This window comes from Pseudomonas sp. AL10 (genome assembly GCF_029960685.1).
In the GTDB taxonomy this organism is placed as follows: domain Bacteria; phylum Pseudomonadota; class Gammaproteobacteria; order Pseudomonadales; family Pseudomonadaceae; genus Aquipseudomonas; species Aquipseudomonas lactis.
Genome location: NZ_JASBQZ010000003.1, coordinates 344,837 through 370,048, shown reverse-complemented (window position 1 = coordinate 370,048; position 25,212 = coordinate 344,837). Strand labels below are relative to the sequence as shown.

Annotated in this window: 25 protein-coding genes and 1 pseudogene; 9 read left to right on the top strand and 17 right to left on the bottom strand. The window is 61.5% G+C overall.

Annotated elements, in window-relative coordinates:
* The first annotated feature begins 26 nt into the window (after positions 1 to 26).
* The 5 genes from atuD (at position 27) to QK296_RS06150 (ending at position 5,027) form a co-directional block, all read left to right on the top strand.
* The gene (gene atuD, locus QK296_RS06170) at positions 27 to 1,184 is read left to right on the top strand and encodes a citronellyl-CoA dehydrogenase (protein WP_003192876.1); all 1,158 of its coding nucleotides are present in this window, start codon (positions 27 to 29) and stop codon (positions 1,182 to 1,184) included.
* The gene (locus QK296_RS06165; RefSeq protein WP_282390705.1) at positions 1,181 to 1,942 is read left to right on the top strand and encodes an enoyl-CoA hydratase-related protein; all 762 of its coding nucleotides are present in this window, start codon (positions 1,181 to 1,183) and stop codon (positions 1,940 to 1,942) included. The genes atuD and QK296_RS06165 overlap by 4 nt, the downstream gene beginning before the upstream one ends.
* Before the next feature lie 109 nt (positions 1,943 to 2,051).
* Positions 2,052 to 3,935: an acetyl/propionyl/methylcrotonyl-CoA carboxylase subunit alpha gene (locus QK296_RS06160; protein ID WP_169855990.1), complete on the top strand. Its 1,884-nt coding sequence runs from the start codon at positions 2,052 to 2,054 to the stop codon at positions 3,933 to 3,935.
* Positions 3,936 to 4,009: 74 nt separating this feature from the next.
* Positions 4,010 to 4,552 carry an exonuclease domain-containing protein gene (locus QK296_RS06155; protein ID WP_003192881.1) on the top strand — a complete coding sequence of 181 codons (543 nt, stop codon included), beginning with the start codon at positions 4,010 to 4,012 and terminating at the stop codon, positions 4,550 to 4,552.
* A 190-nt stretch (positions 4,553 to 4,742) separates the two neighbouring features.
* Entirely contained in the window at positions 4,743 to 5,027 is a 285-nt protein-coding gene (locus QK296_RS06150; RefSeq protein ID WP_003192883.1) for a pyrimidine/purine nucleoside phosphorylase, read from the top strand.
* Between the two features lie 49 nt (positions 5,028 to 5,076).
* Here the strand turns inward: QK296_RS06150 and QK296_RS06145 are convergent, their stop codons facing one another.
* Positions 5,077 to 5,883: an MOSC domain-containing protein gene (locus tag QK296_RS06145; RefSeq protein WP_003192885.1), complete on the bottom strand. Its 807-nt coding sequence runs from the start codon at positions 5,881 to 5,883 to the stop codon at positions 5,077 to 5,079.
* Positions 5,884 to 5,921: 38 nt separating this feature from the next.
* Positions 5,922 to 6,857: a chemotaxis protein CheV gene (locus tag QK296_RS06140; protein ID WP_003192887.1), complete on the bottom strand. Its 936-nt coding sequence runs from the start codon at positions 6,855 to 6,857 to the stop codon at positions 5,922 to 5,924.
* 549 nt (positions 6,858 to 7,406) lie between these two features.
* On the opposite strand from QK296_RS06140, the gene QK296_RS06135 reads away from it, so the two are divergent.
* The 3 genes from QK296_RS06135 (at position 7,407) to QK296_RS06125 (ending at position 9,661) form a co-directional block, all read left to right on the top strand.
* Positions 7,407 to 7,853 carry a hypothetical protein gene (locus QK296_RS06135; protein ID WP_282390704.1) on the top strand — a complete coding sequence of 149 codons (447 nt, stop codon included), beginning with the start codon at positions 7,407 to 7,409 and terminating at the stop codon, positions 7,851 to 7,853.
* Between the two features lie 258 nt (positions 7,854 to 8,111).
* Positions 8,112 to 9,005: a sensor histidine kinase gene (locus QK296_RS06130; protein ID WP_282390709.1), complete on the top strand. Its 894-nt coding sequence runs from the start codon at positions 8,112 to 8,114 to the stop codon at positions 9,003 to 9,005.
* Entirely contained in the window at positions 9,002 to 9,661 is a 660-nt protein-coding gene (locus tag QK296_RS06125; RefSeq protein ID WP_094773739.1) for a response regulator transcription factor, read from the top strand. Before QK296_RS06130 ends, QK296_RS06125 begins: the two co-directional genes overlap by 4 nt.
* On the opposite strand, the gene yegS is transcribed toward QK296_RS06125, so the two are convergent.
* From yegS to motD, 6 genes are all read right to left on the bottom strand, one after another.
* Complete coding sequence (yegS, locus tag QK296_RS06120; RefSeq protein WP_003192893.1) at positions 9,620 to 10,540, bottom strand: lipid kinase YegS; 921 nt, start codon at positions 10,538 to 10,540, stop codon at positions 9,620 to 9,622. The two genes, QK296_RS06125 and yegS, sit on opposite strands and share 42 nt — an antisense overlap.
* 429 nt (positions 10,541 to 10,969) lie before the next feature.
* On the bottom strand, positions 10,970 to 11,362 hold the full coding sequence (locus tag QK296_RS06115; RefSeq protein ID WP_003192894.1) for a DUF2802 domain-containing protein: 393 nt from the start codon (positions 11,360 to 11,362) through the stop codon (positions 10,970 to 10,972).
* Positions 11,363 to 11,845, bottom strand: a complete 483-nt coding sequence (locus tag QK296_RS06110) for a chemotaxis protein CheW (protein WP_003192896.1) — start codon at positions 11,843 to 11,845, stop codon at positions 11,363 to 11,365.
* Between the two features lie 79 nt (positions 11,846 to 11,924).
* Complete coding sequence (locus QK296_RS06105) at positions 11,925 to 12,716, bottom strand: CheW domain-containing protein (protein ID WP_034136105.1); 792 nt, start codon at positions 12,714 to 12,716, stop codon at positions 11,925 to 11,927.
* A complete protein-coding gene (locus tag QK296_RS06100; protein WP_003192898.1) occupies positions 12,716 to 13,504 on the bottom strand; it encodes a ParA family protein in 789 nt (262 codons plus the stop codon). Before QK296_RS06100 ends, QK296_RS06105 begins: the two co-directional genes overlap by 1 nt.
* 51 nt (positions 13,505 to 13,555) lie before the next feature.
* The gene (gene motD, locus QK296_RS06095) at positions 13,556 to 14,443 is read right to left on the bottom strand and encodes a flagellar motor protein MotD (RefSeq protein WP_034136106.1); all 888 of its coding nucleotides are present in this window, start codon (positions 14,441 to 14,443) and stop codon (positions 13,556 to 13,558) included.
* A gap of 42 nt (positions 14,444 to 14,485) precedes the next feature.
* On the opposite strand from motD, the pseudogene QK296_RS06090 reads away from it, so the two are divergent.
* Positions 14,486 to 14,596, top strand: a pseudogene (locus tag QK296_RS06090) (outer membrane lipoprotein carrier protein LolA); the annotation flags it as partial.
* Here QK296_RS06090 and QK296_RS06085 read toward each other — a convergent pair.
* The 9 genes from QK296_RS06085 to flhA form a co-directional block, all read right to left on the bottom strand.
* On the bottom strand, positions 14,595 to 15,335 hold the full coding sequence (locus QK296_RS06085; protein ID WP_003192902.1) for a flagellar motor protein: 741 nt from the start codon (positions 15,333 to 15,335) through the stop codon (positions 14,595 to 14,597). The pseudogene QK296_RS06090 and the gene QK296_RS06085 sit on opposite strands and share 2 nt — an antisense overlap.
* A complete protein-coding gene (locus tag QK296_RS06080) occupies positions 15,335 to 16,465 on the bottom strand; it encodes a chemotaxis response regulator protein-glutamate methylesterase (RefSeq protein ID WP_003192904.1) in 1,131 nt (376 codons plus the stop codon). Before QK296_RS06080 ends, QK296_RS06085 begins: the two co-directional genes overlap by 1 nt.
* Positions 16,466 to 16,513: 48 nt before the next feature.
* Positions 16,514 to 18,718: a chemotaxis protein CheA gene (locus QK296_RS06075; RefSeq protein WP_282390703.1), complete on the bottom strand. Its 2,205-nt coding sequence runs from the start codon at positions 18,716 to 18,718 to the stop codon at positions 16,514 to 16,516.
* Positions 18,719 to 18,729: 11 nt separating this feature from the next.
* On the bottom strand, positions 18,730 to 19,518 hold the full coding sequence (locus QK296_RS06070; protein WP_003192906.1) for a protein phosphatase CheZ: 789 nt from the start codon (positions 19,516 to 19,518) through the stop codon (positions 18,730 to 18,732).
* Between the two features lie 18 nt (positions 19,519 to 19,536).
* On the bottom strand, positions 19,537 to 19,911 hold the full coding sequence (locus QK296_RS06065; protein WP_003192908.1) for a chemotaxis response regulator CheY: 375 nt from the start codon (positions 19,909 to 19,911) through the stop codon (positions 19,537 to 19,539).
* 167 nt (positions 19,912 to 20,078) lie between these two features.
* Positions 20,079 to 20,819: an RNA polymerase sigma factor FliA gene (fliA, locus tag QK296_RS06060; RefSeq protein WP_003192909.1), complete on the bottom strand. Its 741-nt coding sequence runs from the start codon at positions 20,817 to 20,819 to the stop codon at positions 20,079 to 20,081.
* Positions 20,816 to 21,649 (bottom strand): flagellar synthesis regulator FleN, encoded by an 834-nt coding sequence (fleN, locus tag QK296_RS06055; protein ID WP_003192912.1) that lies wholly within the window; start codon positions 21,647 to 21,649, stop codon positions 20,816 to 20,818. Before fleN ends, fliA begins: the two co-directional genes overlap by 4 nt.
* A gap of 105 nt (positions 21,650 to 21,754) precedes the next feature.
* Complete coding sequence (gene flhF / locus QK296_RS06050) at positions 21,755 to 23,071, bottom strand: flagellar biosynthesis protein FlhF (RefSeq protein WP_137205356.1); 1,317 nt, start codon at positions 23,069 to 23,071, stop codon at positions 21,755 to 21,757.
* A gap of 11 nt (positions 23,072 to 23,082) precedes the next feature.
* Positions 23,083 to 25,197, bottom strand: a complete 2,115-nt coding sequence (flhA, locus tag QK296_RS06045) for a flagellar biosynthesis protein FlhA (RefSeq protein WP_169856175.1) — start codon at positions 25,195 to 25,197, stop codon at positions 23,083 to 23,085.
* Positions 25,198 to 25,212: the final 15 nt, after the last annotated feature.

Sequence of the window (25,212 nt, the reverse complement as noted above, 5' to 3'; positions counted from 1 at the left end):
GCGTCCCAACCGGGAGAACAATAAAAATGATCTTCACCCAGGAACACCAGGAACTGCGCCGCACCGTGCGCGCCTTCGTCGACCGCGAGATCAACCCGCACGTGGATGAATGGGAAAAAGCCGGGCGTTTTCCCATTCACGAGATCTTCCGCAAAGCCGGCGACCTCGGCCTGCTGGGCATTTCCAAACCGGAAAAATTCGGCGGCATGGGCCTGGACTACAGCTATTCCATCGTCGCCGCCGAAGAGTTCGGTACCATCCGTTGCGGCGGCATTCCCATGTCCATCGGCGTGCAGACTGATATGTGCACCCCGGCCCTGGCGCGCTTCGGCTCCGATGAACTGCGCGAGGAGTTCCTGCGCCCGGCCATCAGCGGCGAACAGGTCGGCTGCATCGGCGTCTCGGAAACCGGTGCCGGCTCCGATGTGGCCGGGCTCAAGACCCATGCGCGCAAGGATGGCGATGACTATGTGATCAACGGCAGCAAGATGTGGATCACCAATTCGCCCAGCGCCGACTTCATCTGCCTGCTGGCCAACACGTCCGACGACAAACCGCATATCAACAAGTCGCTGATCATGGTGCCGATGAACAGCCCCGGCATCGCCGTCAGCCCGCCGTTGGAAAAACTCGGCATGCACAGCTCCGAGACCGCCCAGGTGTTTTTCGACGGCGTGCGCGTGCCGCAACGCAACCGCATCGGCCATGAAGGCGCGGGCTTCATGATGCAGATGTTGCAGTTCCAGGAAGAACGCCTGTTCGGCGCGGCCAATATGATCAAGGGCCTGGAGCACTGCATCGACAGCACCATCGAATACTGCAAAGAGCGCCAGACCTTCGGCAAAGCGCTCATTGATAACCAGGTGATCCACTTTCGCCTGGCAGAACTGGCCACCGAAATCGAATGCCTGCGCGCCTTGGTCTACCAGGCCACCGAGCAGTACATCAAGGGCCAGGACGTCACGCGGCTGGCCTCCATGGCCAAGCTCAAGGCCGGGCGCCTGGGCCGTGAGGTCAGCGACAGTTGCCTGCAATATTGGGGCGGCATGGGCTTCATGTGGGACAACCCGGTAGCCCGCGCCTATCGCGACGTGCGCCTGGTGTCGATTGGCGGCGGTGCCGACGAAATCATGCTGGGCATCATCTGCAAACTGATGGGCACCCTGCCCGGTAAAAAGCCATGAACACCTTGCTGCTCGAAGCCCACAACGGCGTGCTGCACGTCACCCTCAACCGGCCTGAATGCCGCAATGCGATGAGCCTTGAAATGGTCAATGAACTGCGTGCGGTACTGACGCAGTTGGACAGCCAGGTGCGCGCCGTGGTGATCAGCGGCGCAGGCGGGCATTTTTGCGCGGGGGCCGATGTGAAGGATCTGGTGGGCGCCGGGGATCAACTGCAAGCGTTGAACCGCGCGTTTGGGAGCTTGCTGCAAGAGGTGGAGGCGCTGGCGCAGGTGGTGATCGTGGTGCTGCAAGGCGCGGTACTGGGCGGTGGGTTCGGGCTGGCGTGCGTAAGTGATATTGCGATTGCAGCGGGCCAGGCGCAGTTCGGCTTGCCCGAGACCCGCCTCGGGTTGCTGCCGGCGCAGATTGCGCCGTTTGTGGTCAAGCGTATTGGCCTTACCCACACGCGGCGCCTGGCGCTGACGGCGGCGCGGTTTGATGGGGTGGAGGCTGGGCGGCTGGGGGTGGTGCATTTTGTCGAGCACGACTCGCAGGCATTGGCGCAGCGGGTGGATGAGGTATTGGGGCAGGTGTTGCAGTGTGCGCCGGGGGCGAACGCACGGACTAAAGCGCTGTTGCTGGCCAGCCTGGATGAGCCGCTTGAGACCGTGCTGGATCGCGGGGCGCAGTGGTTTGCCGAGGCGGTGAGGAGTGAGGAAGGGGTTGAGGGGACGCAGGCGTTTGTGCAGAAGCGAAAGCCGAGTTGGTCTCGATGACGCCATAGCAGGCAAGCCAGCTCCCACAGGGGAACACATTTCAAATGTGGGAGCTGGCTTGCCTGCGAAGAGGCCCCAACACACGCCACATTCATCAAGGGATAACCCAATGCCCGCATTCAGCAAGATCCTGATCGCCAACCGCGGCGAAATCGCCTGCCGCATCCAGCGCACTGCCCAGGCCCTGGGCTACCGCACCGTGGCCGTCTACAGCGACGCGGATACCGATGCCCTGCACGTGCAGATGGCCGACGAAGCCGTACACATCGGCCCGGCGCCCGTACACCAGTCCTACCTGAACACACAGGCCATCCTCGCCGCCGCCCAACTGACCGGCGCCGATGCCATTCACCCCGGCTACGGCTTCCTCTCGGAAAACCCCGACTTCGCCCGCGCCTGCCAGCAGGCCACGCTCACCTTCATCGGCCCCAGTGTCGAGGCGATCGAACTGATGGGCAGCAAACGCCTGTCCAAACTCGCCATGCTCGACGCCGGCGTGCCCTGCATCGCCGGCTACCAGGGCAGTGCCCAGGACGACGCCACCTTGCAACAGGAAGCCGAACGCATCGGCTTCCCGCTGATGATCAAAGCCAGCGCCGGTGGCGGTGGGCGTGGCATGCGCCTGGTGCACCAGCGCGAACAGCTGCTGGAGCAACTGCGCACCGCTCGCTCGGAAGCCATGAATGCATTCGGCAGCGACGAACTGATCCTCGAACAGGCGCTGATCGACCCGCGACACGTGGAAGTGCAACTGTTCGGCGACAGCCATGGCAACCTCATCTACCTCGGCGAGCGCGACTGTTCGATCCAGCGCCGCCACCAGAAAGTCATCGAAGAAGCGCCCTGCCCCGTGATGACGCCCGAACTGCGCCAGGCCATGGGCGAGGCCGCACTCAAGGCCGGGCGGGCGGTGAATTATGTGGGCGCAGGCACCGTGGAGTTTCTGCTCGACCGCAACGGCCAGTTCTATTTCCTGGAAATGAACACGCGCCTGCAAGTGGAACATCCCGTTACCGAGATGATCACCGGCCTCGACCTGGTGGACTGGCAGTTGCAGATCGCCGCCGGGCAAGCGCTGCCACTTACCCAATCACAGGTGACCCTGACCGGCCACGCCATGGAAGTGCGCCTGTACGCCGAAGACCCGGCCCAGGGCTTCCTGCCGCAAACCGGTGACGTGTTGCGCTGGGAACCCGCCCCCGGCGTGCGCATCGACCATGGCTTGCGTGAAGGCCAAACCATCAGCCCGTTCTACGACCCGATGCTGGGCAAGATCATCGCCCACGGCGCCAGCCGCGAAGAAGCCCGGCGCAAATTGCTGCGGGCCGTGGAAGACACGGTGTTACTCGGCGTGGCGACCAACCAGCGCTTGCTCATCGACCTGCTCAAGCACCCGGACTTTATCGCCGGCGACTTCAGCACGGGCTTGATCGCCGAACACTTCAGCGTCATCCCACAGCACAAAGCGACCGCTGAACAGCTCTCGCTGGCCGCCGGGCTGTTTTATCAACACAGCGCCAACCAGCACTCACACCCCCTCGCGCGCTGGCGCAACACGGCGAGTGCCCCGGTGACATACCGCCTGGAAATCAACGGCCAACTGCATAGCGTGACCATTGACGACCTGCCACTCACCACCGACGGTCGCCACGCCACCTTTGTCATCAAGGGGGTTCGCCGCCGCATCGCCTATCACCTGGACGGCAACCGGCTGTGGCTGCCAGGGCTGACCGTCACCGACCGCACCCAGCAAGTCGCCAGCCGCCCGGCCGACGCCAGCAGTGGCACGGTCCAGGCCCCCATGGACGGCGCCATCGTCGATATACGGGTGTGCGTCGGTGAAAGCGTCAGCAAAGGCCAGCTTTTGCTGGTGCTCGAAGCGATGAAAATGGAGCACCCGTTGAAGGCCGGTATCGATGGCACGGTCAAGGAACTGCGGGTCGTGACGGGCGATCAGGTACGCAACCGCCAGGTTTTGCTCGAGATCGAATAACGCCCCTAGGCGGAACTACAGGGCCGGGCTACGCTCTATCCCCATCAGGAAGGGACGAGTACGGGAACCTGCACATGCCTCATTGGCTGATTATTGACCTTGAAGCCACAACGGATGACGGCGGCTGGCCCGTGACAGAGATGGAAGTCATCGAGATCGGCGCCAGCCTGGTCAACCGCCAGGGCCGCGAACTGGACCACTTCCAGCGCTTTGTGCGGCCCTTGCGGCGGCCCTTGCTGACGCCCTTTTGCCGCAAACTCACCCATATCACCCAGGCCAATATCGACATGGCCGCGCCGATCACCGAGGTGTGGCCGCTGTTCGAGCGCTGGCTGGGCCAACATCAGCCACGCCTGGAAGGCTGGGCCAGTTGGGGGGATTATGACCGCGTGCAGCTTGAGCTGGAGTGGCAGCGCCATGGCCTCGCCAGCGCCCTGGGCGACACCCCGCATGTGAACCTCAAGCAACGCTTTGCCAAGGCCCGGCGCCTGGACAAACCGCTGGGGCTCAATGGTGCGCTGCAATTGGCGGGGATGCAGTTCCATGGCCAGCAGCATCGCGCCCTGGAGGATGCCCGCAATACCGCGCGCCTGCTGCCCTTGATTTTGCCGGTCTAGGCAGCGCTTGCAGCCTTGGGCATACTGGCCAGCCATTTTCCTGCTGCTCTGTAGGAGCGAGCTTGCTCGCGAAGATCGCCGACGATAACGCAGCGCCTCTGGTTAAACGCAGTGTTCTCAGGTTTTTCGCGAGCAAGCTCGCGCCTACAGTGGTTGGCGTAAGCCTTGACCTTTTTCCGAGGATTCACCCATGTTCAAAGTCAACGAGTACTTCGACGGCACCGTCAAGTCGATCGCTTTCGGCACCGCAGAAGGGCCAGCGACCATCGGCGTGATGGCTCCGGGTGAATACGAATTCGGCACCGCCCAACGCGAAATCATGCACGTGGTCTCCGGCGCCCTGACCGTGAAGCTGCCTGAGAGCAGCGACTGGGAAACGTTCGCCGCCGGCAGCCAGTTCCACGTCCCGGCCAACAGCAAGTTCCAGTTGAAGGTCGCGGTGGACACCGCTTACCTGTGTGAATACCGCGGCTAAGGCACTACCCGACACACAAAAAAGCCCGTCTCCCACGAGACGGGCTTTTTTATTCCAACACCGTTACCGGCATGCCGACTTCCAGGCGCCCAATGCCATCGTTGACCAGGTTCTGGCCGAACATCGCGCCCTTTTCGGTCTTGCGGTAGGTTTCCAGCGTCGCAAAGGGCTCGCGGTCGGGGCTGCGCTCACCGGTCTGGGGGTCGATGGTGGTGAGGATGCACCGCGAGCACGGCTTGACCACCCGAAACTCCACGTCGCCAATGCGCACGCGCTTCCAGCCATCTTCAGCGAAGGCCTCGGCGCCTTCGATCACCAGGTTGGGACGAAAACGCAGCATCTCCATCGGGCGGCCGATCTTCGTACACAGGTCGTCGAGGGAGCCCTGGCCGATCAACAGCAACGGGTAGCCGTCAGCGAAGCCGACCTTGTCGTCATCCTTGCCATACCCGGCTTCGGTGGTGCGCGCACGTTCCAGGGGCAGTTGCACCAGGCGCGTCGGCTTGCCAATGAACTCGCTGACCCAGGCTGCGGCCGCATCGCCAGCATCCGGCACACGCAGGGTGTCACGCCAGATGGTCACACCGCGCAGTTCGCTGGCGCTGCCAGGCATTGCCACGTCCAGCGGCGCGTAGCCCGGCGAACTCAGAGTCAGGCCCCCGCTGCTGTTCCACAACGCGATGAGCTGGCTCATCTTCGCCACCGCCCGTTGCGTCAGGAACCGCCCGCTGGCTTCATCCACCAGCATCCAGCGTCGATCCCCGTCCAACCCGAGTTTATCCAGGCCAATCTGCTGCAAGGCTTGGGCCTTGCCGGACTTCAAGGGGTAACGGTACAACGCGCTGAGACGCAGCATGGGCCTGCCTTCCTAGGAAACAAAGTGTCATCCTAAAGTCAGGCGGGCATTTCGTCCAACATCAGTCGCTGGCGCACCACGTCCACCAGCTTGTCCGGCTGGAATTTGGAGAGGAAATTGTCGCAGCCGACCTTCTTGACCATGGAGTCGTTGAAGCTGCCCGACAGCGAGGTGTGCATCACCACGTACAGACCGCGCAGACGTGGGTCGTTGCGGATCTCGGTGGTGAGGCGGTAGCCATCCATCTCGGGCATTTCAGCGTCGGTAAAGATCATCAGCAGTTTGTCGGTCATCACCTGGCCGCTGTCGGCCCAGGCCTTGAGCATATTCAGTGCCTTGAGGCCGTCGCTGGCAATGTGCATCTTCACGCCCAACTGGCCCAGGGTGTCACGCAACTGCGACAAGGCCACGTTGGAGTCATCCACCAGTAGCACTTCACGGCCACGGGCACGCTCCAGCACCGGGTCTTCAAGTTTGTCCCGGGAGACCTTGGCGTTGTAGGGCACGATCTCGGCGAGGACTTTTTCCACGTCGATGATTTCCACCAGTTGCTCATCGACCTTGCTGATGGCGGTGAGGTAGTGCTGGCGACCGGCGCTGGTCGGCGGCGGCAGGATGGCTTCCCAGTTCATGTTGACGATGCGGTCGACGCCACCCACCAGGAACGCCTGCACCGAGCGATTATATTCGGTGACGATAATGGTGCTGTTGGGGCCCGGCACCAAAGGGCGCATGCCGATGGCCTGGGACAGGTCGATCACCGGCAGGGTCTGGCCACGCAGGTTGACCACCCCGCACACGAACGGGTGGCGCTGGGGCATCAGGGTCAGCTTGGGCAGTTGCAGGACTTCCTGCACCTTGAACACGTTGATCGCGAACAACTGCCGTCCGAAGAGGCGGAACATGAGAATTTCCAGGCGATTCTCACCCACCAATTGCGTGCGTTGATCTACCGTGTCGAGAATGCCGGCCATTAAAAACTCCTGGTGTACACGCCGCAGGCGCGTTGAAAGGGTGTGCAGCTGTATAAGCACGTTATCGGCGGCAAGCGCCGGACCTTGACCCCGATAAAATGCCATGCAAACCCATTGATGTCACACTGACATCATGCTTTACTGCTTGGGCCCTTGAGCCTCTTTCAAGCCCCCCTTGCGCGACAGTCGAATTGACGTGCAGTTCCACGACATAGGGGATTCCCCTATGCGCAATCAGGCCCAACCTGATATTCGCGATATCTAATAGCCATTAATGTGACGCCATTCTCATTGCATGAATGGAGTCAGGCTTTTGTTTGCCATCCCCAGCCCTTGGCCCACGGGCCTTTCAGGCACTCACGTACCGGCAACTGAAGTCGTGTCATCCCGCACAACCGGGGCTACATACGACTTTCGTGAGCATTTCACTAAATGTCCTACTGAAATATCAGAATCGACCTACAAGTCCGAGCCGTATTTCAGCGCTAGTTTTACGCCATTCACCCGGTGCGACATCTCATCACCCGACCTTACGTTGCGGAGACCTGCATGATGAACGACGGTAACGAGTGGCAACTTGCACTTCCCGAGTTCCTGCACGAGGCTGAAAAGCTGCTGATCAGGTCAGAAGAGTGCTTGAACCACCTGCATTTGATTCGAAACGACAGTGACGCTATCGACTGCATGAAAGCCAGCCTGAACAAGCTCGCCGAGAGCGCAGACTGCCTTGCATTGCAGGCCATTAGCGAGTTTTCCCGGCAGATTCAATACTTGATTGCCAATGCCGTGAGCCCGGTGCAATTGCATGACCAGGCGCTGGATGCCTTGCATGACTGCTTGACGCTACTGGCCTGGCAACTGGAACTGATCGATATCCGTACTGGCAAGCTTAGTCTGGATGAAGAAGAGCAATCATCGTTGATTGAGGCGGTCAGCTTGCAGATCCCGCAAAAAGCCCACCAATACATTGCGCAGCATGATCGGCGCGCCCAATAAATATCAATTAGCTATCAATGCAATAACGATACAAACCAACTTCATTAATACAACTTTCCATTTTGAACTCTGGGGTGCCCGCCCAGAGTACTCGCGTGGGTCATAACCCAATCAGACGACCAACGCTAATAGGGGTGTTACTATGCGCCCCCGAAGTGATTTAACTTCAACAGGCTTAAAAACGATTTGGCAGCGCACTCCAAACAGAGCCCGGTCAACCGGCCTCCCCGCAGTGAACCCTCATTGGCTCCATCCGCTATGTACGCCAGTTTCAAGTCACTTATCGTCAGGTCCTTGTCCCGCAGCCACGCGTGCCACCTTGCCCTTTCGCTGTGCCTGTGCTCGTTGTTGGCCAGCCTGTGGGCCTATCTGATGGGCGCGCCGCTGCCATTGCTGATCGTGCTGCTCAACCTCGCCACGCTGATGGTGGTGGGCCTGCAACAGTGGCGCTCGCGCAGAGCTATCAAGTTCGAGCCCCAGGAACTGGCCGCCCGCCTGCTGCAAGTTCAGGAGAACGAACGTCACCGGCTCAGCCGCGAACTGCATGATGACATCGGCCAGTTACTGACAGCCGCCAAGCTGCAAAGTGAATGGCTGCAGCGCCGCCTGCCCCAGGATCTGCAAAACCATTGCTCGGTGCTGTGCAATACCCTCAATGAAACCCTGGCCAAGGTACGTGACGTATCCGCCATCCTCAACCCGCGCCAACTGACCAGCCTGGGCCTGGAAGCCAGCCTGCGCGCGCACCTGCTCAAGGCCCTGGAAAACACCCAGGTGTGCTGGAGCCTGGAGTGCCAGCAACGGCTCACCGGCATCCCCGAAGAAATGGCCGTGGCGGCCTTTCGCGTCACTCAGGAAGCGGTGACCAACATGCTTCGCCATGCAAAGGCGCGCAACCTGCTGGTGCGTCTGCAACGCCTGCCTGAAGGCTTGTCGCTGATGATCTGCGATGACGGCCAGGGGTTCTTGCCTGCCCTCGATCCGGGCCGGGAAGGCCAACGGGGCATGGCCGGTATGTGCGAACGAACACACCAGCTGGGAGGCTCCTTTTCCGTCAGCAGCGAGCCCGGCAAAGGTACACGCATCAACGCACTTTTCCCTTGGGCGCCCCGCGCTCTCGAACGGGCTAGCGCCCCTAAGGTTCTCGAGTGACCTGCAATTTACTCCTGGTAGACGACCACGCACTGATTCGCGCCGGCGTGCGCGCGCTGATTCTGGATATTCCCGGCTACAGCGTCATCGGCGAAGCCAGCGATGGCGCGCAATTGCTGGAGCAATACAGTGCCTTGCAGCCGGATATCGTGCTGCTCGACCTGTCGATGAAGCACACCGGCGGGCTGAATGCCTTGCAGCAACTCAAGCGTTTTTACCCCACGTGCAAGGTACTGATTCTGTCGATGCACACCGAGCCGGACCTTATCATGCGCGCACTGGAGTCCGGCGCCCACGGCTACCTGCTCAAGGACACCACCGCCAATGAGCTGGAACACGCCCTGCTGGCCCTGCGCAACAACGAACGCTACCTGAGCCCCGCCATCGCCCACACAGTGATCAACCAGGCGCTGATCCGTAGCCAGGTCCCCAACGCGCCTGTCGCCCACAGCCACAACCTGACGGCGCGGCAACTGGAGATTTTGCGCTTGATCGTGCGCGGCAAATCCACCCGGGAAATTGCCCACGGCCTGGGGCTGAGCATCAAGACCGTCGAAGCCCACCGCTCGCAGATCATGAAGCGCTTGCAGATTTTTGACGTGGCGGGTCTGGTGTTATTTGCCGTGCGTGAGCAGATCATCAGCCTGGACGACTAACGGCGAGCCCAGCGGCAAGTGCACGCGCAGGGCCTGGGGCAGTGCCTCGAAATGCAGGTCGTCGCCTTCCAGCGGCTCACCGTCGAGGTTGATGTACAAGCCCTGCGCCACCTTGATCTTCACCCACGGCAGGCGTGCGCGCACAAACATGGTGTCCAGGCCCCAGCCGTTGTTCATCAACTCACGCAGCGTGCCAACCACTTCCTGGGGCGCCGGCAGAATGCTGACATCCAGCAGCCCGTCATCAGCCAATGCACCGGGGCACAACACATGCCCGCCACCGGCCTGGCGACCGTTACCGATGCCCAGCGCGAGCAACTCGCCTTTCCAATGGAAATCCGGGCCTTCCAATTCACCGTAGGCGGCTTTCAATTCACTGAAGCGGGATAAACCGGTGAACAGATAAGCGGCACCGCCCAAAACCTTCTTCAAATCTTCGGAGGTATTGGCCGTGACCTGGCTGCCAAAACCACCGGTGGCCATATTCAGGAAGATTTGCCCACCCACCTGGCCAAGGTCGATGGCCCTGGGCTGCACGTCCAGCAAGGCCAACGCACCAGCCGGCTCCAACGGCACGCCGGCCGCCTTGGCGAAATCATTGGCGGTGCCCAGCGGCATCAGCACCAGGCTGGCATCAGTGTTGGCATGGGCCATGGCTTCAGCCACATCGCGCAAGGTGCCGTCGCCACCGCCGGCAATGATGTGGGTGTAGCCCGCGGCCAAGGCTTCATTGACCAGGCGCTGAGCATCGCCGCCCTCCCACGTCACCCGCACGGCCAACTCCCCACCCTGCTCCCGCCGCGCCAGCACGGCAGCGCGCACATCCTCGTTGAGGGCTTGTTTGCCGTGAAGGATCAACAGGGCTTTGGGGGCGGTCATTTGAGGGTATCTCCTGGGTCTAGGTGCTTGAAGGATGTTGACCTTTGAGGAACAGGAAAAGTCTGTGGGCTGAAGAAAATTGATTGAAGTACACAGATCAAAATTGTGGGAGCTGGCTTGCCTGCGATGGCGGCAGCTCAATCGACAAACATCTCAAATCTGCCACCCAACGGTAACCACGATGCGAAGCGAGCCGCTCTTGATCTTGATCTGCTTTTGATCTCAGGCCGCCTTCGCGAGCAAGCCCGCACACAGTTGGATTGTGGGGTATCAGGTAGATAGATGTCGGCTGGTAGGCCGTCATCGCAGGCAAGCCAGCTCCCACAGTTGGATTGTGGGGTGTCAGGTAGATATGGGGCGGCTGGCAGGCCGTCATCGCAAGCCAGCTCCCACAGTTGGATCGCTGCGGCGGCCAGGCCGCGTCGAGAATCAGCTCTTGTGCAACTTGCTCATCAACTGCGCCTCAGCCTGGGTCAACCCACACGACTGGGTCAGCTCATCCACCGTCGCCCCCATGCCAACCAGCTTGGCCGCCTGGGCAAACGACAGGTTCGACGGATCACGCTGCTCCAACTGCACCAACCTGTCCGGCAACGGCGCAAGCATCGCACGCAGTTCATGCACCTCATCCCCCACCCGCACCGCACTTTGCTGGTAATGATCAACGCGCTTGACCAGTTCCAGAATGCGCCGGTCACGCACCGCATCGCGCTCGGCCTGTTGCAAGGCCAACTCCCGCTGCTGGCGCACATAGCGCAGCACAAACGCCAAGGTCCCGGCCCATAACAGGGCCAGGACAATCACCGCTGCCTCAAGGAACAATCAGATGCTCTCCAGTTCCGACCACTCTTCTTCGCTCATCATCTTGTCCAGCTCAACCAGAATCAGCAGTTCGCCGTTCTTGTTGCACACGCCCTGGATGAACTTGGCCGACTCTTCGTTACCGACGTTCGGTGCGGTTTCCACTTCCGATTGGCGCAGGTAAACCACCTCGGCCACGCTGTCGACCAGGATGCCGACCACTTGCTTGTCGGCCTCGATGATCACGATACGGGTGTTGTCGCTGACTTCAACCGTGTCCAGGCCGAAACGCTGGCGGGTGTCGATCACCGTCACCACGTTGCCGCGCAGGTTGATGATGCCCAGCACGTAGCTTGGCGCGCCTGGAACCGGGGCGATCTCGGTGTAGCGCAGCACTTCCTGCACGCGCATCACGTTAATGCCGTAGGTTTCGTTGTCCAGCTTGAAGGTCACCCATTGCAGGATCGGATCATCCAAACCTTGTGCGGACGCTGACTTGTTCATTCATCTGACCCCTTCAAATGCCGCTATCGACGGCGTGTGTGCAAGTGGGCCGCGCAACCGCACGGCCCTTATTGTTCAATCAACTGCGTTTGTTCTGTGGCATCGCCTTCACCGCACCGCTGGCGATCAACTCGGCCAGTTCGGCGACATCCAGCAACGCGCACATGTGTTCGATCACAGTGCCCGCCAACCACGGCCGCTGGCCACGGTGGCTGCGCCATTTGATTTCATTGGGGTCCAGGCGCAACGAGCGGCTGACTTGATGCACTGCCAGCCCCCACTCGTAGCCCTGCACGGAGATCACGTATTGCAGGCCCTGGCGAAAATCATCGCGGTAGCGGTCGGGCATCACCCAGCGCGCCGTGTCCAGCACCTTGAGGTTGCCGGCCTGGCTGGGCAGGATGCCGAGGAACCACTCTGGCTGCCCGAACAACGGCGTCAGCTCCTGGCCTTCCAGGGAATAGATCGAGCCCAGGCACACCAACGGCACCGCCAGGGTCAACCCGGCGACGTCGAACAGCAGGCACTCGAACGGCTCGGCAGCCCACGAAGGGCGACCGTCGCCCGTCACCGGTGGCGGCGTGATGCTGGGCGGCAGGTGCACGTCCACCAGCGGTTCGACCACCGGGGGCGCCACCACTGCCGGAGCGCTCGGCACCACGACGGGCGCCTCCACCCCCTTCGCATCCCGCGCCTGCTCTTCCATCACTGCCTGCTGGAATTCATCCAGCGGGCTGTCGGGCTCAACAGCAGGCTCAAGCACCAGAATCGGTTCTGGCAGTTCCTCGGCCGTCGCGTCCTGCAGCAAGGCATCCAGGTAGGATTCCAGTGCGAGTTGCGGCCGGGTCTTGAATTGGACAGGACGGTTCATCACGCCACCTGCGCCACAAGTTGTTGCGACAGCAGGTGCTTGAGCAACGCACGGTAGGCCAGCACGCCACGGCTCTTGCCGTCGAACTGCGACGGTGTGAGCCCGGCACGGCTGGCGTCACGCAGGCGCGTGTCCACCGGGATGTAGCCGTTCCAGATGGTGTCCGGGTAGGCATCGCGCAACACGCGCAAGGTACCGAGGGACGCCTGAGTGCGACGGTCGAACAAGGTCGGCACGATGCTGAACGGCAGCGCCTGCTTGCGCGAGCGGTTGATCATCGCCAGGGTGCTGACCATGCGCTCCAGGCCCTTGACCGCCAAGTGCTCGGTCTGCACCGGGATCACCAATTGCTGGCTGGCCGCCAACGCGTTGACCATCAGCACGCCGAGCAACGGCGGGCTGTCGATGATCGCGTAATCGAAGTCCTGCCAAAGCTGCGCCAGGGTCTTGGCGATCACCAGGCCCAGGCCGCTCTGGCCTGGCGACTGGCGCTCCAGGGTGGCCAGGGCGGTGCTCGACGGCAGCAGGGAAATACTGTCGTTGCTGGTGGGCAACAGCAGTTGCCCAGGCAGATCCGCCGGCACGCTGCCCTTGTGCAAAAACAGGTCATAGCAACTATGTTCCAGCGCATCCGGGTCGTAGCCGAAATAGCTGGTCATGGAACCGTGGGGGTCCAGGTCGACCACGACCACACGCTTGCCCGCTTCGGCCAGCAAACCGGCCAAGGCGATGGAAGTGGTGGTCTTGCCGACTCCACCCTTTTGATTGGCAACTGCCCAGACTCTCATTCGGTTGGTTCCTCCCGGCGGGCACAGGCGCGACCGAGACATTGCATACGGTTATTGAGCCGGCGACGGAGAATTGACGTTACTCGGTCGGACCGGCGGCTTGACAACGGGCGGTGCAGTTTGTGTGCCAGCACGCTTCAACGCCGCATCCGGGGTGGCATTGGCGGTGCCGGTTCCGGTCAGGCTGCGACGCACATCCAGGTTGCGCGAGACCACCAGCACCACCCGGCGGTTACGGGCGCGGCCTTCGACCGTGGCGTTATTGGCCACCGGCTGGAATTCACCATAGCCCACCGACGCCAGGCGCTGGGGGTTCACGCCCTGCATGGCCAACATGCGCACGATGCTCGACGCACGGGCCGAGGACAGTTCCCAGTTGGTCGGATACTGCGCAGTGCTGATAGGGAAATTGTCGGTGAAGCCTTCCACGTGGATCGGGTTTTCAAACGGTTTGAGGATTGCCGCGACCTTGTCGATGATGGTGAATGCCTGGTCACTGGGCAACGCATCGGCACTGGCGAACAACAGGCTGGAGTTCAATTCGATCTCCACCCACAGCTCATTGCCGCGCACGGTCATCTGGTTGGAACTGATCAAGTCGCCAAAGGCAGCACTGATATCGTCGGCGATGCTTTTGAGCGGGTCGCTGGTGCCTTGGATGCCGGCGGCGGTTTCATCACTGTCATTGACCAGAGGCTTGGCCGGGGTCACGGTCTTGGGCCGCTCTTCGCCGATGGGGATCGGCTTGAGCGCCCGCTCGGAATCGTTGAATACACCCACCAGCGCCTGGGAAATGATCTTGTACTTGCCTTCGTTGATCGACGAGATCGAGTACATCACCACAAAAAACGCGAACAGCAAGGTGATGAAGTCCGCGTAGGACACCAGCCAGCGCTCATGATTGACGTGTTCTTCAGGCTCGCGACGGCGACGGCTCACAGACACTCCCCCCCACACACCCACCCCACTGTAGGAGCGAGCTTGCTCGCGAAGATCGTTAACGAAAACGCGGGCATCCTGAATGCACGCGGCGCTCTCGGGTTCTTCGCGAGCAAGCTCGCTCCTACGGGGGTACGGGTGCTCATGTGCATCAATCCATGAAGCCCTGAAGCTTCAATTCGATGGAGCGCGGGTTTTCGCCCTCGGCAATCGACAGGATGCCTTCAAGCAGCATTTCGCGATAACGCGACTGGCGCATGGCAATCGACTTGAGCTTGCTGGCCACCGGCAGCAACACCAGGTTGGCACTGGCCACGCCGTAGATGGTCGCGACAAACGCCACGGCAATGCCGCTGCCCAGTTGCGAGGGGTCGGCCAGGTTGCCCATCACGTGGATCAGGCCCATCACCGCACCGATAATGCCGATGGTCGGCGCGTAGCCGCCCATGCTTTCAAAGACTTTGGCCGCATTGATGTCACGGCTTTCCTGGGTGTAGAAATCCACTTCGAGGATACTGCGGATCGCTTCCGGTTCGGCACCATCGACCAACAGTTGCAGGCCCTTGCGCGCGTAGCTGTCAGGCTCGGCATCCGCCACGCCTTCCAGGCCCAGCAGGCCTTCCTTGCGGGCGGTGAGGCTCCAATTGACCACGCGGTCGATGCCGCCTGCCAGGTCGACCCGTGGCGGAAAAATGATCCACACCAGAATCTGCATGGCACGCTTGAACGAGCTCAGGGGCGACTGCAACAACGCCGCACCCACGGTACCACCGATCACGATCAGGGCTGCCGGGCCGTTGGCCAAGGCGCCGAGGTGGCCGCCTTCCAGGTAGTTGCCACCAATGATGGCGACAAACGCCATGGTGATCCCGATCAGGCTCAAGACATCCATCAGAGGCAGGCCTCCACCAGGTGCTTGCCGATGTCGTCCAGGCTGTAGACCGCATCGGCCAGGTCAGCCTTGACGATGGCCATGGGCATGCCATAGATCACACAACTGGCTTCGTCCTGGGCCCAGATCGCGCTGCCGCCCTGCTTGAGCAGGCGCGCGCCTTCACGGCCGTCGGCGCCCATGCCGGTGAGCACCACCGCCAGAACTTTGTCGCCGTAGGACTTGGCCGCCGAACCGAAGGTGATGTCCACGCACGGTTTGTAGTTCAGGCGCTCATCGCCCGGCAGGATTTTGATCGCGCCACGCCCGTCCACCATCATCTGCTTGCCGCCCGGCGCCAGCAGTGCCAGGCCAGGGCGCAGGATGTCGCCATCCTCGGCTTCCTTGACGGTGATACGGCACAGCTTGTCCAGGCGCTCGGCGAACGCCTTGGTGAACGCCGCCGGCATGTGTTGTACCAGCACAATCGGCGCCGGGAAGTTAGCCGGCAGTTGGGTCAGCACCCGCTGCAAGGCCACCGGGCCACCGGTGGAGGTGCCGATGGCGACCAGCTTGTAAGCCTTGCGCTTGGGTGCCGGCGAATGCGCACTCGGCGCTGCGGCGGCACGTACCGGCGCTACCGCAGGCCGGGCCACGGGCGCAGGCGCCGGGCGCGCAAACGATGAGCTCGGCGCCGCTGCGGCGGGCGCAGGCGTAGGGGCTGGCGCGGGTGTGCTGAACAGGCTGCGACGGTTACTGCGGGAAATGCTGTGCACCTTCTCGCACAGCATCTGCTTGACCTTGTCGGGGTTGCGCGAGATGTCTTCGAAATTCTTCGGCAAAAAATCCACCGCGCCGGCGTCCAAGGCGTCGAGGGTCACCCGCGCGCCTTCGTGAGTCAGCGAGGAAAACATCAATACCGGTGTGGGGCAGCGTTGCATGATGTGGCGCACGGCCGTGATGCCATCCATCATCGGCATCTCGTAGTCCATGGTGATCACGTCCGGCTTCAAGGCAATGGCTTGATCGATCGCCTCTTTGCCGTTAGTGGCCGTGCCGACCACCTGGATCGTTGGATCAGCGGAAAGAATTTCCGAGACGCGGCGGCGGAAGAAACCCGAATCGTCCACCACCAGGACCTTGACTGCCATAAACACTCCGTTAGGCGGGGCGGGCATGACCGCCCTGCCCCACCAGAATCAAATACGCCGTGCGGCGTAACGCTTGAGCATGCTCGGAACATCGAGAATCAGTGCGATGCGACCGTCACCGGTAATGGTTGCGCCCGACATGCCTGGGGTGCCCTGCAGCATCTTGCCCAAAGGCTTGATCACCACTTCTTCCTGGCCCACCAGTTGGTCGACCACAAAGCCGATGCGCTGGGTGCCCACGGACAGAATTACCACATGGCCTTCGCGCTGTTCTTCATGGGCAGCCGAGGCCACCAGCCAACGCTTGAGGTAGAACAGCGGCAACGCTTTGTCGCGCACGATCACCACTTCCTGGCCGTCCACCACGTTGGTGCGCGACAGGTCGAGGTGGAAGATCTCGTTGACGTTGACCAGCGGGAAGGCGAACGCCTGGTTGCCCAGCATCACCATCAGGGTCGGCATGATCGCGAGAGTCAACGGCACCTTGATGACGATCTTGGAGCCCTGGCCCTTGGTCGAGTAGATATTGATCGAGCCGTTGAGCTGGCTGATCTTGGTCTTCACCACGTCCATGCCCACGCCACGCCCGGACACGTCGGAGATCTCGGTCTTGGTCGAAAACCCCGGGGCGAAGATCAGGTTGTAGCACTCGGTGTCGGTCAGGCGGTCGGCGGCGTCCTTGTCCATCACACCGCGCTTGACCGCGATATTGCGCAAGATGGTCGGGTCCATGCCTTTGCCGTCATCGGTGATCGACAGCAGGATGTGGTCGCCCTCTTGCTCCGCCGCCAAAATCACTTTGCCGTTGCGGGACTTGCCGGCGGCTTCGCGTTCTTCCGGGGTTTCTACGCCGTGGTCGACCGCGTTGCGCACCAAGTGGACCAGCGGGTCGGCCAGGGCCTCGACAAGGTTTTTGTCGAGGTCGGTTTCTTCGCCCACCAGTTCCAGGTTGATTTCTTTCTTGAGCTGGCGCGCCAGGTCGCGAACCAGGCGTGGGAAACGGCCGAAGACTTTCTTGATCGGCTGCATCCGCGTTTTCATCACCGCGGTTTGCAGGTCGGCGGTGACCACGTCAAGGTTCGACACGGCCTTCTGCATGGCTTCGTCGCCGCTGTTCAGGCCCAGGCGCACCAGACGGTTACGCACCAGCACCAGTTCGCCCACCATGTTCATGATGTCGTCCAGGCGCGCGGTATCCACACGCACGGTGGTTTCGGCTTCGCTGGCGGGCTTTTCCGCAACAGCCGGCGCCGCTGCACGCGCAGGGGCGGCGGCGGGTGCTGGCTTGGCAGCCGGCGCAGGTTTGGCTGCAACCGGTGCCGCAGTAGCAGCGGCTGGCGCTGCAACCGGGGCGGCAGCGGCCGGGGCCACTTCGCTGAACTTGCCTTTGCCGTGCAACTCGTCGAGCAGGGCTTCGAATTCGTGGTCGGAGATCAACCCGTCACCGGCCGGTGCGGTACTGGCCGCTGGCGCAGCGGCGGCGGCAGTCGCTGCAACCTCGGGCAGGGCTTCGGCCACAAAGGTGCCTTTGCCATGCAGTTGGTCGAGCAGTGCCTCGAATTCGTCGTCGGTAATGTCGGTGCTGGCGTTGGCAGCGGGTGCTTCTGGCGCTGCCGCAGGCGGTGCCACGGCATCTGCTGCGAACTGGCCTTTGCCGTGCAACTGGTCGAGCAACGACTCGAACTCAGCGTCGGTAATGTCTTCACTGCTCGGCGTCGCGGCAGGCTGCACCGGCGATTCAGCTTCGGCCTTGACCGCGCTGAGGGAGTTGAGCAGTTGTTCGAACTCGCTGTCGGTCACGTCCGGCTCGGCTTGCGCCACCGGCTCAGGCGCGGCCTCGACCACCGGCGCAGCCGCGGTGTCGGCAGGTTCGGCCAGGCGCGCCAGGGCGGCCAGCAGTTCCGGTGTGGCGGCGGTGACAGGCGCACGTTCACGCACCTGGCTGAACATGCCGTTGACCGCATCCAGTGCTTCGAGAATCACGTCCATCAGTTCCGAGTCGACGTGACGCTCACCCTTGCGCAGGATGTCGAACACGTTCTCGGCGATGTGACAGCACTCCACCAGCTCATGGAGCTGGAGGAAGCCGGCGCCCCCTTTTACAGTGTGAAAACCGCGAAAAATTGCATTGAGCAGGTTCGCATCATCCGGTCGGCTTTCCAGCTCGACCAGTTGTTCGGACAGTTGCTCTAGAATTTCGCCGGCCTCTACAAGGAAATCCTGAAGGATTTCTTCATCGGCGCCGAAGCTCATGTGGGTGCTCCTTAGAAGCCTAAACTGGATAACAGGTCATCTACGTCATCCTGACCTGACACAACGTCTTCACGTTTATCGGCATGAATCTGCGGACCTTCACCCTTGGCGAGATGTTTTTGTGGATCTTTTTCCGAGAGGATCGCTTCGCGGTCATGTTCGATGCCGGCAAAACGATCGACCTGGCCGGCCATCAGCACCAATTTGAGCAAGTTGCTTTCCACTTCGGTGACCAACTGGGTCACGCGCTTGATCACCTGGCCGGTAAGGTCCTGGTAATCCTGGGCCAGCAGGATGTCGTTGAGGTTGCTGGCCACCGTGCGGTTTTCCTGTTCGCTGCGCGACAAGAACCCGTCGACGCGACGCGCCAATTCACGAAACTCTTCAGCACCGACTTCGCGGCGCATGAAGCGGCCCCAGTCCTGGCTCAAGGCCTGGGCTTCGGTGGCCATGCCATTGACCAGGGGCGTGGCGTTTTCCACCAGGTCCATGGTGCGGTTGGCCGCCGCCTCAGTCAGCCTGACCACATAGGACAGGCGCTCAGTGGCATCGGTGATCTGGGAAATTTCTTCGGCCTGGGGCATGCGCGGGTCAATCTGGAAATTGACGATTGCGCTGTGCAGCTCGCGTGTGAGCTTGCCCACTTCCTGGTACAGGCCGCGGTCACGGGTCTGGTTAAGCTCATGGATCAACTGCACCGCATCGGCGAACTGGCCTTTTTCCAGGCTGTCGACCAACTGGTGAGCATGTTTTTTCAGGGTCGACTCAAAGTCGCCCTGTGACGTTTCGTTATGCTCCATAGCTCCCCCGCGATGGCATTAGCCGTGGATGCGTTCGAAGATTTTCTCGATCTTCTCTTTCAAGGCCAGTGCCGTGAATGGCTTGACCACGTAACCGTTGACCCCGGCTTGGGCGGCTTCGATGATCTGTTCACGCTTGGCTTCGGCGGTCACCATCAGCACAGGCAAGCTGCGCAGTTTTTCATCGGCGCGCACATGGCGCAGCAGGTCGATACCGGTCATGCCCGGCATGTTCCAGTCGGTCACCAGAAAGTCGATGCTCCCGCTGTTGAGGATCGGAATGGCCGTCAGGCCGTCATCCGCCTCGACCGTGTTGGTGAACCCAAGGTCACGCAACAGGTTTTTAATGATCCGCCGCATCGTTGAGAAGTCATCAACGATGAGGATTTTCATGTTCTTGTCCAATTCGACCTCCAAGCAGTCTTAAACGCGCCCAGCACCTGGACGCGCCATTTCAATCAACAGGCGTTACACAAAAAGGACTGCCCAGGGCACCACGGTACTCACCCGCAAAACCCTGCGGTTTCACGGTAGCGTCTGCAGTGTCCCCACACTGCCTGTCAGCGCGCGCGCCACTCGGCCAATCGCCCCCGCAAGCGGGCTGCGCACTGGCTATGCAACTGGCTGACACGCGATTCGCTGACCCCCAGGACCTCACCGATTTCCTTGAGGTTCAGCTCTTCGTCGTAGTACAGCGCCAGCACCAGCCGCTCACGCTCCGGCAGATTGGCGATTGCATCGGCCAACGCGCCCTGGAAACGTTCATCTTCCAGGTCGCGCGACGGCTCCGTATGCGCGCTCGCGCCGTCCTCGTGCAGCCCTTCGTGTTCGCCGTCCTGTAAAAGGTCGTCGAAACTGAACAGGCGGCTGCCCAAGGTATCGTTCAAAATCCCGTAGTAATCGTCGAGACTCAATTGGAGTTCGGCCGCAACTTCATGATCTTTAGCGTCACGACCGGTTTTTGCTTCAATTGCACGAATTGCATCACTGACCATGCGCGTATTGCGGTGTACCGAACGCGGCGCCCAATCGCCTTTACGGACTTCATCGAGCATCGCGCCACGGATACGGATACCCGCATACGTTTCGAAACTGGCACCCTTGCTGGCGTCGTATTTGGTCGACACTTCAAGCAAGCCGATCATGCCGGCCTGGATCAAGTCTTCGACCTGCACACTCGCGGGCAGGCGCGCCAACAGGTGATAGGCAATGCGCTTGACCAACGGCGCATAGCGCTCGATCAATTCGCCCTGGCTGTCACGTGCCGACTTTTTGTAAAGGTTGTAGCCGCTGGATGTCATAGCACCGGTCCTGCGCTCGTCTGATGCACCAAACGCTCGACGAAAAACTCCAGATGCCCCCGCGGGTTGGCGGGCAACGGCCAGGTATCGACCTTCTGGGCAATGGCCTTGAACGCCAGTGCACATTTCGAACGAGGGAACGCTTCATAGACCGCACGCTGCTTTTGCACGGCCTTGCGCACACACTCGTCATAGGGAACTGCGCCGACGTATTGTAAAGCCACATCGAGGAAGCGATCCGTGACCTTGGTCAACTTGGCGAACAGGTTGCGCCCTTCCTGCGGGCTCTGGGCCATGTTGGCCAGCACGCGAAAGCGGTTCATGCCGTAGTCACGGTTAAGCAGTTTGATCAGCGCGTAGGCATCGGTGATCGAGGTGGGTTCGTCGCACACCACCAGCAGCACTTCTTGCGCAGCGCGCACAAAGCTGACCACGGATTCGCCAATGCCGGCGGCGGTGTCGATCACCAGCACGTCGAGGTTGTCGCCGATGTCGCTGAACGCCTGGATCAACCCGGCATGCTGCGCGGGGCTCAGGTGCACCATGCTCTGGGTGCCCGAGGCCGCCGGCACGATGCGGATGCCTCCGGGGCCCTGGAGCAGCACATCGCGCAGCTCACAGCGGCCCTCGATTACATCGGCCAGGGTATGTTTGGGTGTCAGCCCCAGCAGAACGTCCACGTTCGCCAAGCCCAGGTCAGCATCCAGCAGCATGACGCGACGGCCAAGCTCTGCCAGGGCCAGGGACAAATTCACTGACACGTTAGTTTTCCCGACGCCACCTTTGCCGCCGGTCACCGCGATCACCTGTACGGGATGCATGCTGCCCATTTTATTTCTTTACCTTGTCTTGCTTAGACGCAGGCTACATGGCTTGGCCGCGTGAATCGCTTGCAGACCATCGATGTAGGTACATTTCACGGTGTTCATCCTGCCTCAACCCACCCGTTTAGCCGGGTGGTGGTAAAGGTCGGCGAACATATCGGCCATCGCTTCCTCGCTAGGCTCGTCTTGCATTTGCACACTCACGGCACGGCTGACCAACTGATGACGGCGCGGCAGATGCAGATCATCCGGGATCCGCGGCCCGTCGGTGAGGTAGGCAACCGGTAATTCATGGCTGATGGCCAGGCTCAATACCTCGCCCAGGCTCGCGGTTTCGTCGAGCTTGGTGAGGATGCAGCCGGCCAGGCCGCAACGCTTGTAGCTATGATAGGCAGCGGTAAGAACCTGTTTCTGGCTGGTGGTTGCAAGCACCAGGTAATTTTTCGATTTTATGCCACGGCCGGCCAGGCTTTCGAGTTGCATGCGCAGGGCCGGGTCGCTGGCTTGCAGGCCGGCGGTGTCGATCAGCACCACGCGCTTGCGCAGCAGCGGGTCGAGGGCATTGGCCAGGGACTGGCCCGGGTCGACATGAGTCACCGGCACGTTGAGGATGCGACCCAGGGTCTTGAGCTGCTCCTGGGCGCCGATGCGGTAACTGTCCATGCTCACCAGCGCGATATTCTGCGCGCCGTACTTGAGCACATAACGGGCAGCCAGCTTGGCCAGGGTGGTGGTCTTGCCCATGCCGGCGGGGCCGACCATGGCGATCACACCGCCCTCTTCCAGGGGTTCGATTTCCGGCGTGGCGATCATGCGCGCCAAGTGCGCCAGCAGCATGCGCCAGGCCTGGCGGGGCTCTTCGACTTCAGCGGTCAAGGCCAGCAGGTCGCGGGACAACGGGCCGGACAGGCCGATACGCTGCAGGCGACGCCACAGGTTGGCTTGCTGCGGCTTGCTGCCTTGCAGTTGGGTCCAGGCCAGCGAGCCCAGCTGCACTTCGAGCAATTCACGCAGGCCGTTGAGTTCAAAACGCATCGAATCGATCACACGCTGGTCAACTGCGGCAGCCGGGGCAGGCGCTGCAGGACGCGGCGGTTCGACAAAGGAGGGCTCAACCAGCGGCTCGGCGGCGGTCAGCGGCAGGCCGGCAAACAACTGGCGATTGGTGCTGGCATCGCTGTCGCCACGCATGCTCAGTTCAGCCTGGGCCGACACAATGCGCGAGGCGGTCTTGCGCAGCTCGTCTTCGAGTTCCATGTTCGGTACGCGCGGGGCCAGCGCCTGGGGTGTGTAATCCAGGGCAGCCGTCAGCTCGACACCGCCGGCAATCCGACGGTTACCGATAATCGCGGCATCGGCGCCCAGCTCATCGCGGACCAATTTCATGGCCTGACGCATATCGGCGGCGAAAAAACGCTTAACTTGCATAACCCACTACCTCAGCCATTGGGCCCAACTGTCGCGACGATAGTCACTTGCTTATTGTCAGGAATTTCCTGGTAAGCCAACACGTGCAAATTCGGTACAGCCAGGCGTCCGAACCGCGACAACATCGCGCGAACCGGGCCGGCCACCAGCAGGATCACCGGGTTGCCCTGCATTTCCTGGCGCTGTGCGGCGTCGATCAACGAACGCTGCAGCTTTTCAGCCATGCTTGGCTCCAGTAAAACGCCCTCTTCCTGGCCTTGCCCTGCCTTCTGAATACTATTGAGCAATATTTGTTCCAACCTGGGTTCCAAGGTGATCACAGGCAGCTCGGACTCAGTCCCTACAATGCTTTGCACGATTGCGCGGGACACGCCGACACGCACCGCCGCCACCAGAGCGGCAGTATCTTGACTCTTGGCGGCATTGTTGGCGATGGCCTCGGCAATGCTGCGAATGTCGCGCACGGGCACCTGTTCGGCCAACAGCGCTTGCAACACCTTGAGCAACTGCGACAGCGACAACACGCCCGGCACCAGTTCTTCGGCCAGTTTCGGCGAAGATTTGGCCAGCAAGCCCATCAATTGCTGGACTTCCTCGTGACCGATCAACTCGTGGGAGTGCTTGTAGAGAATCTGGTTGAGGTGCGTGGCGACCACGGTGCTGGCATCCACCACGGTGTAACCCAAAGACTGCGCCTGGCTGCGCTGGCTCACTTCGATCCACACCGCTTCCAGGCCGAAAGCCGGATCTTTGGCGGTGATGCCGTTGAGCGTACCGAACACTTGCCCCGGGTTGATCGCCAGTTCGCGGTCTGGGTAGATCTCGGCTTCGGCCAGGATCACGCCCATCAGGGTCAGGCGGTAGGCGCTGGGGGCCAGGTCGAGGTTGTCGCGAATATGCACGGTGGGCATCAGGAAGCCCAGGTCCTGGGACAGCTTCTTGCGCACGCCCTTGATCCGCGCCAGCAATTGCCCGCCCTGGTTGCGGTCGACCAGCGGGATCAGGCGGTAGCCGACTTCCAGGCCGATCATGTCGATGGGCGTGACGTCGTCCCAGCCCAGCTCCTTGGTTTCCTGGGCACGGGCCGGAGATGGCAGCAGCTCCTGTTGACGCGCGATCTCCTGCTCGGCCTGGACCTTGACCTGGTTCTGCTTCTTCCAGAACAGGTAGGCCGCGCCACCCGCCAGGGCCGCCATGCTCAGGAACGAGAAGTGCGGCATGCCCGGCACGATGCCCATGATCGCCATGATGCCCGCCGCCACGGCCAGAGCCTTGGGCGAAGCGAACATCTGCCGGCTGATCTGCTTGCCCATGTCTTCGGAGCCCGAAGCACGGGTGACCATGATGGCCGCCGCTGTGGATAACAACAGTGATGGCAATTGCGCCACTAAACCGTCACCGATGGTCAGCAAGGCGTAGACCTTGCCGGCATCACCGAATGTCATGCCGTGCTGGAACATACCGACGGCCACGCCGCCGATCAGGTTGATGAACAGGATCAACAGGCCGGCGATGGCGTCACCGCGCACAAACTTGCTGGCACCGTCCATGGAGCCGTAGAACTCGGCTTCCTGGGCAACTTCGGCCCGGCGCGACTTGGCCTGGTTCTGGTCGATCAGGCCGGCGTTGAGGTCGGCGTCGATGGCCATCTGCTTGCCGGGCATGGCGTCGAGGGTAAACCGCGCGCTCACCTCGGAAATCCGCCCAGCGCCCTTGGTCACCACCACGAAGTTGATAATCATCAGGATCGCAAACACCACGATACCAACCACGTAGTTACCGCCGATCACCACCTCACCGAACGCCTGGATCACCTTACCGGCGGCCGCGTGGCCGTCCTGGCCGTGGAGCATCACCACCCGCGTGGAAGCCACGTTCAATGCCAGGCGCAACAGGGTCGCCACCAGCAGAATCGTCGGGAATACCGCAAAATCCAGCGGCCGCAGGGCGTACACGCACACCAGCAGGACTACGACGGACAGGGCAATGTTGAAGGTAAAGAACACGTCGAGCAGGAACGGCGGCATCGGCAACATCATCATTGCCAGCATCACCAGCAACAACAACGGCACACCCAGATTGCCCCGCGACAAGTCAGTCAGGGTGCCACGGGCCGTGTTGAGCATTTGAGAGCGATCTAC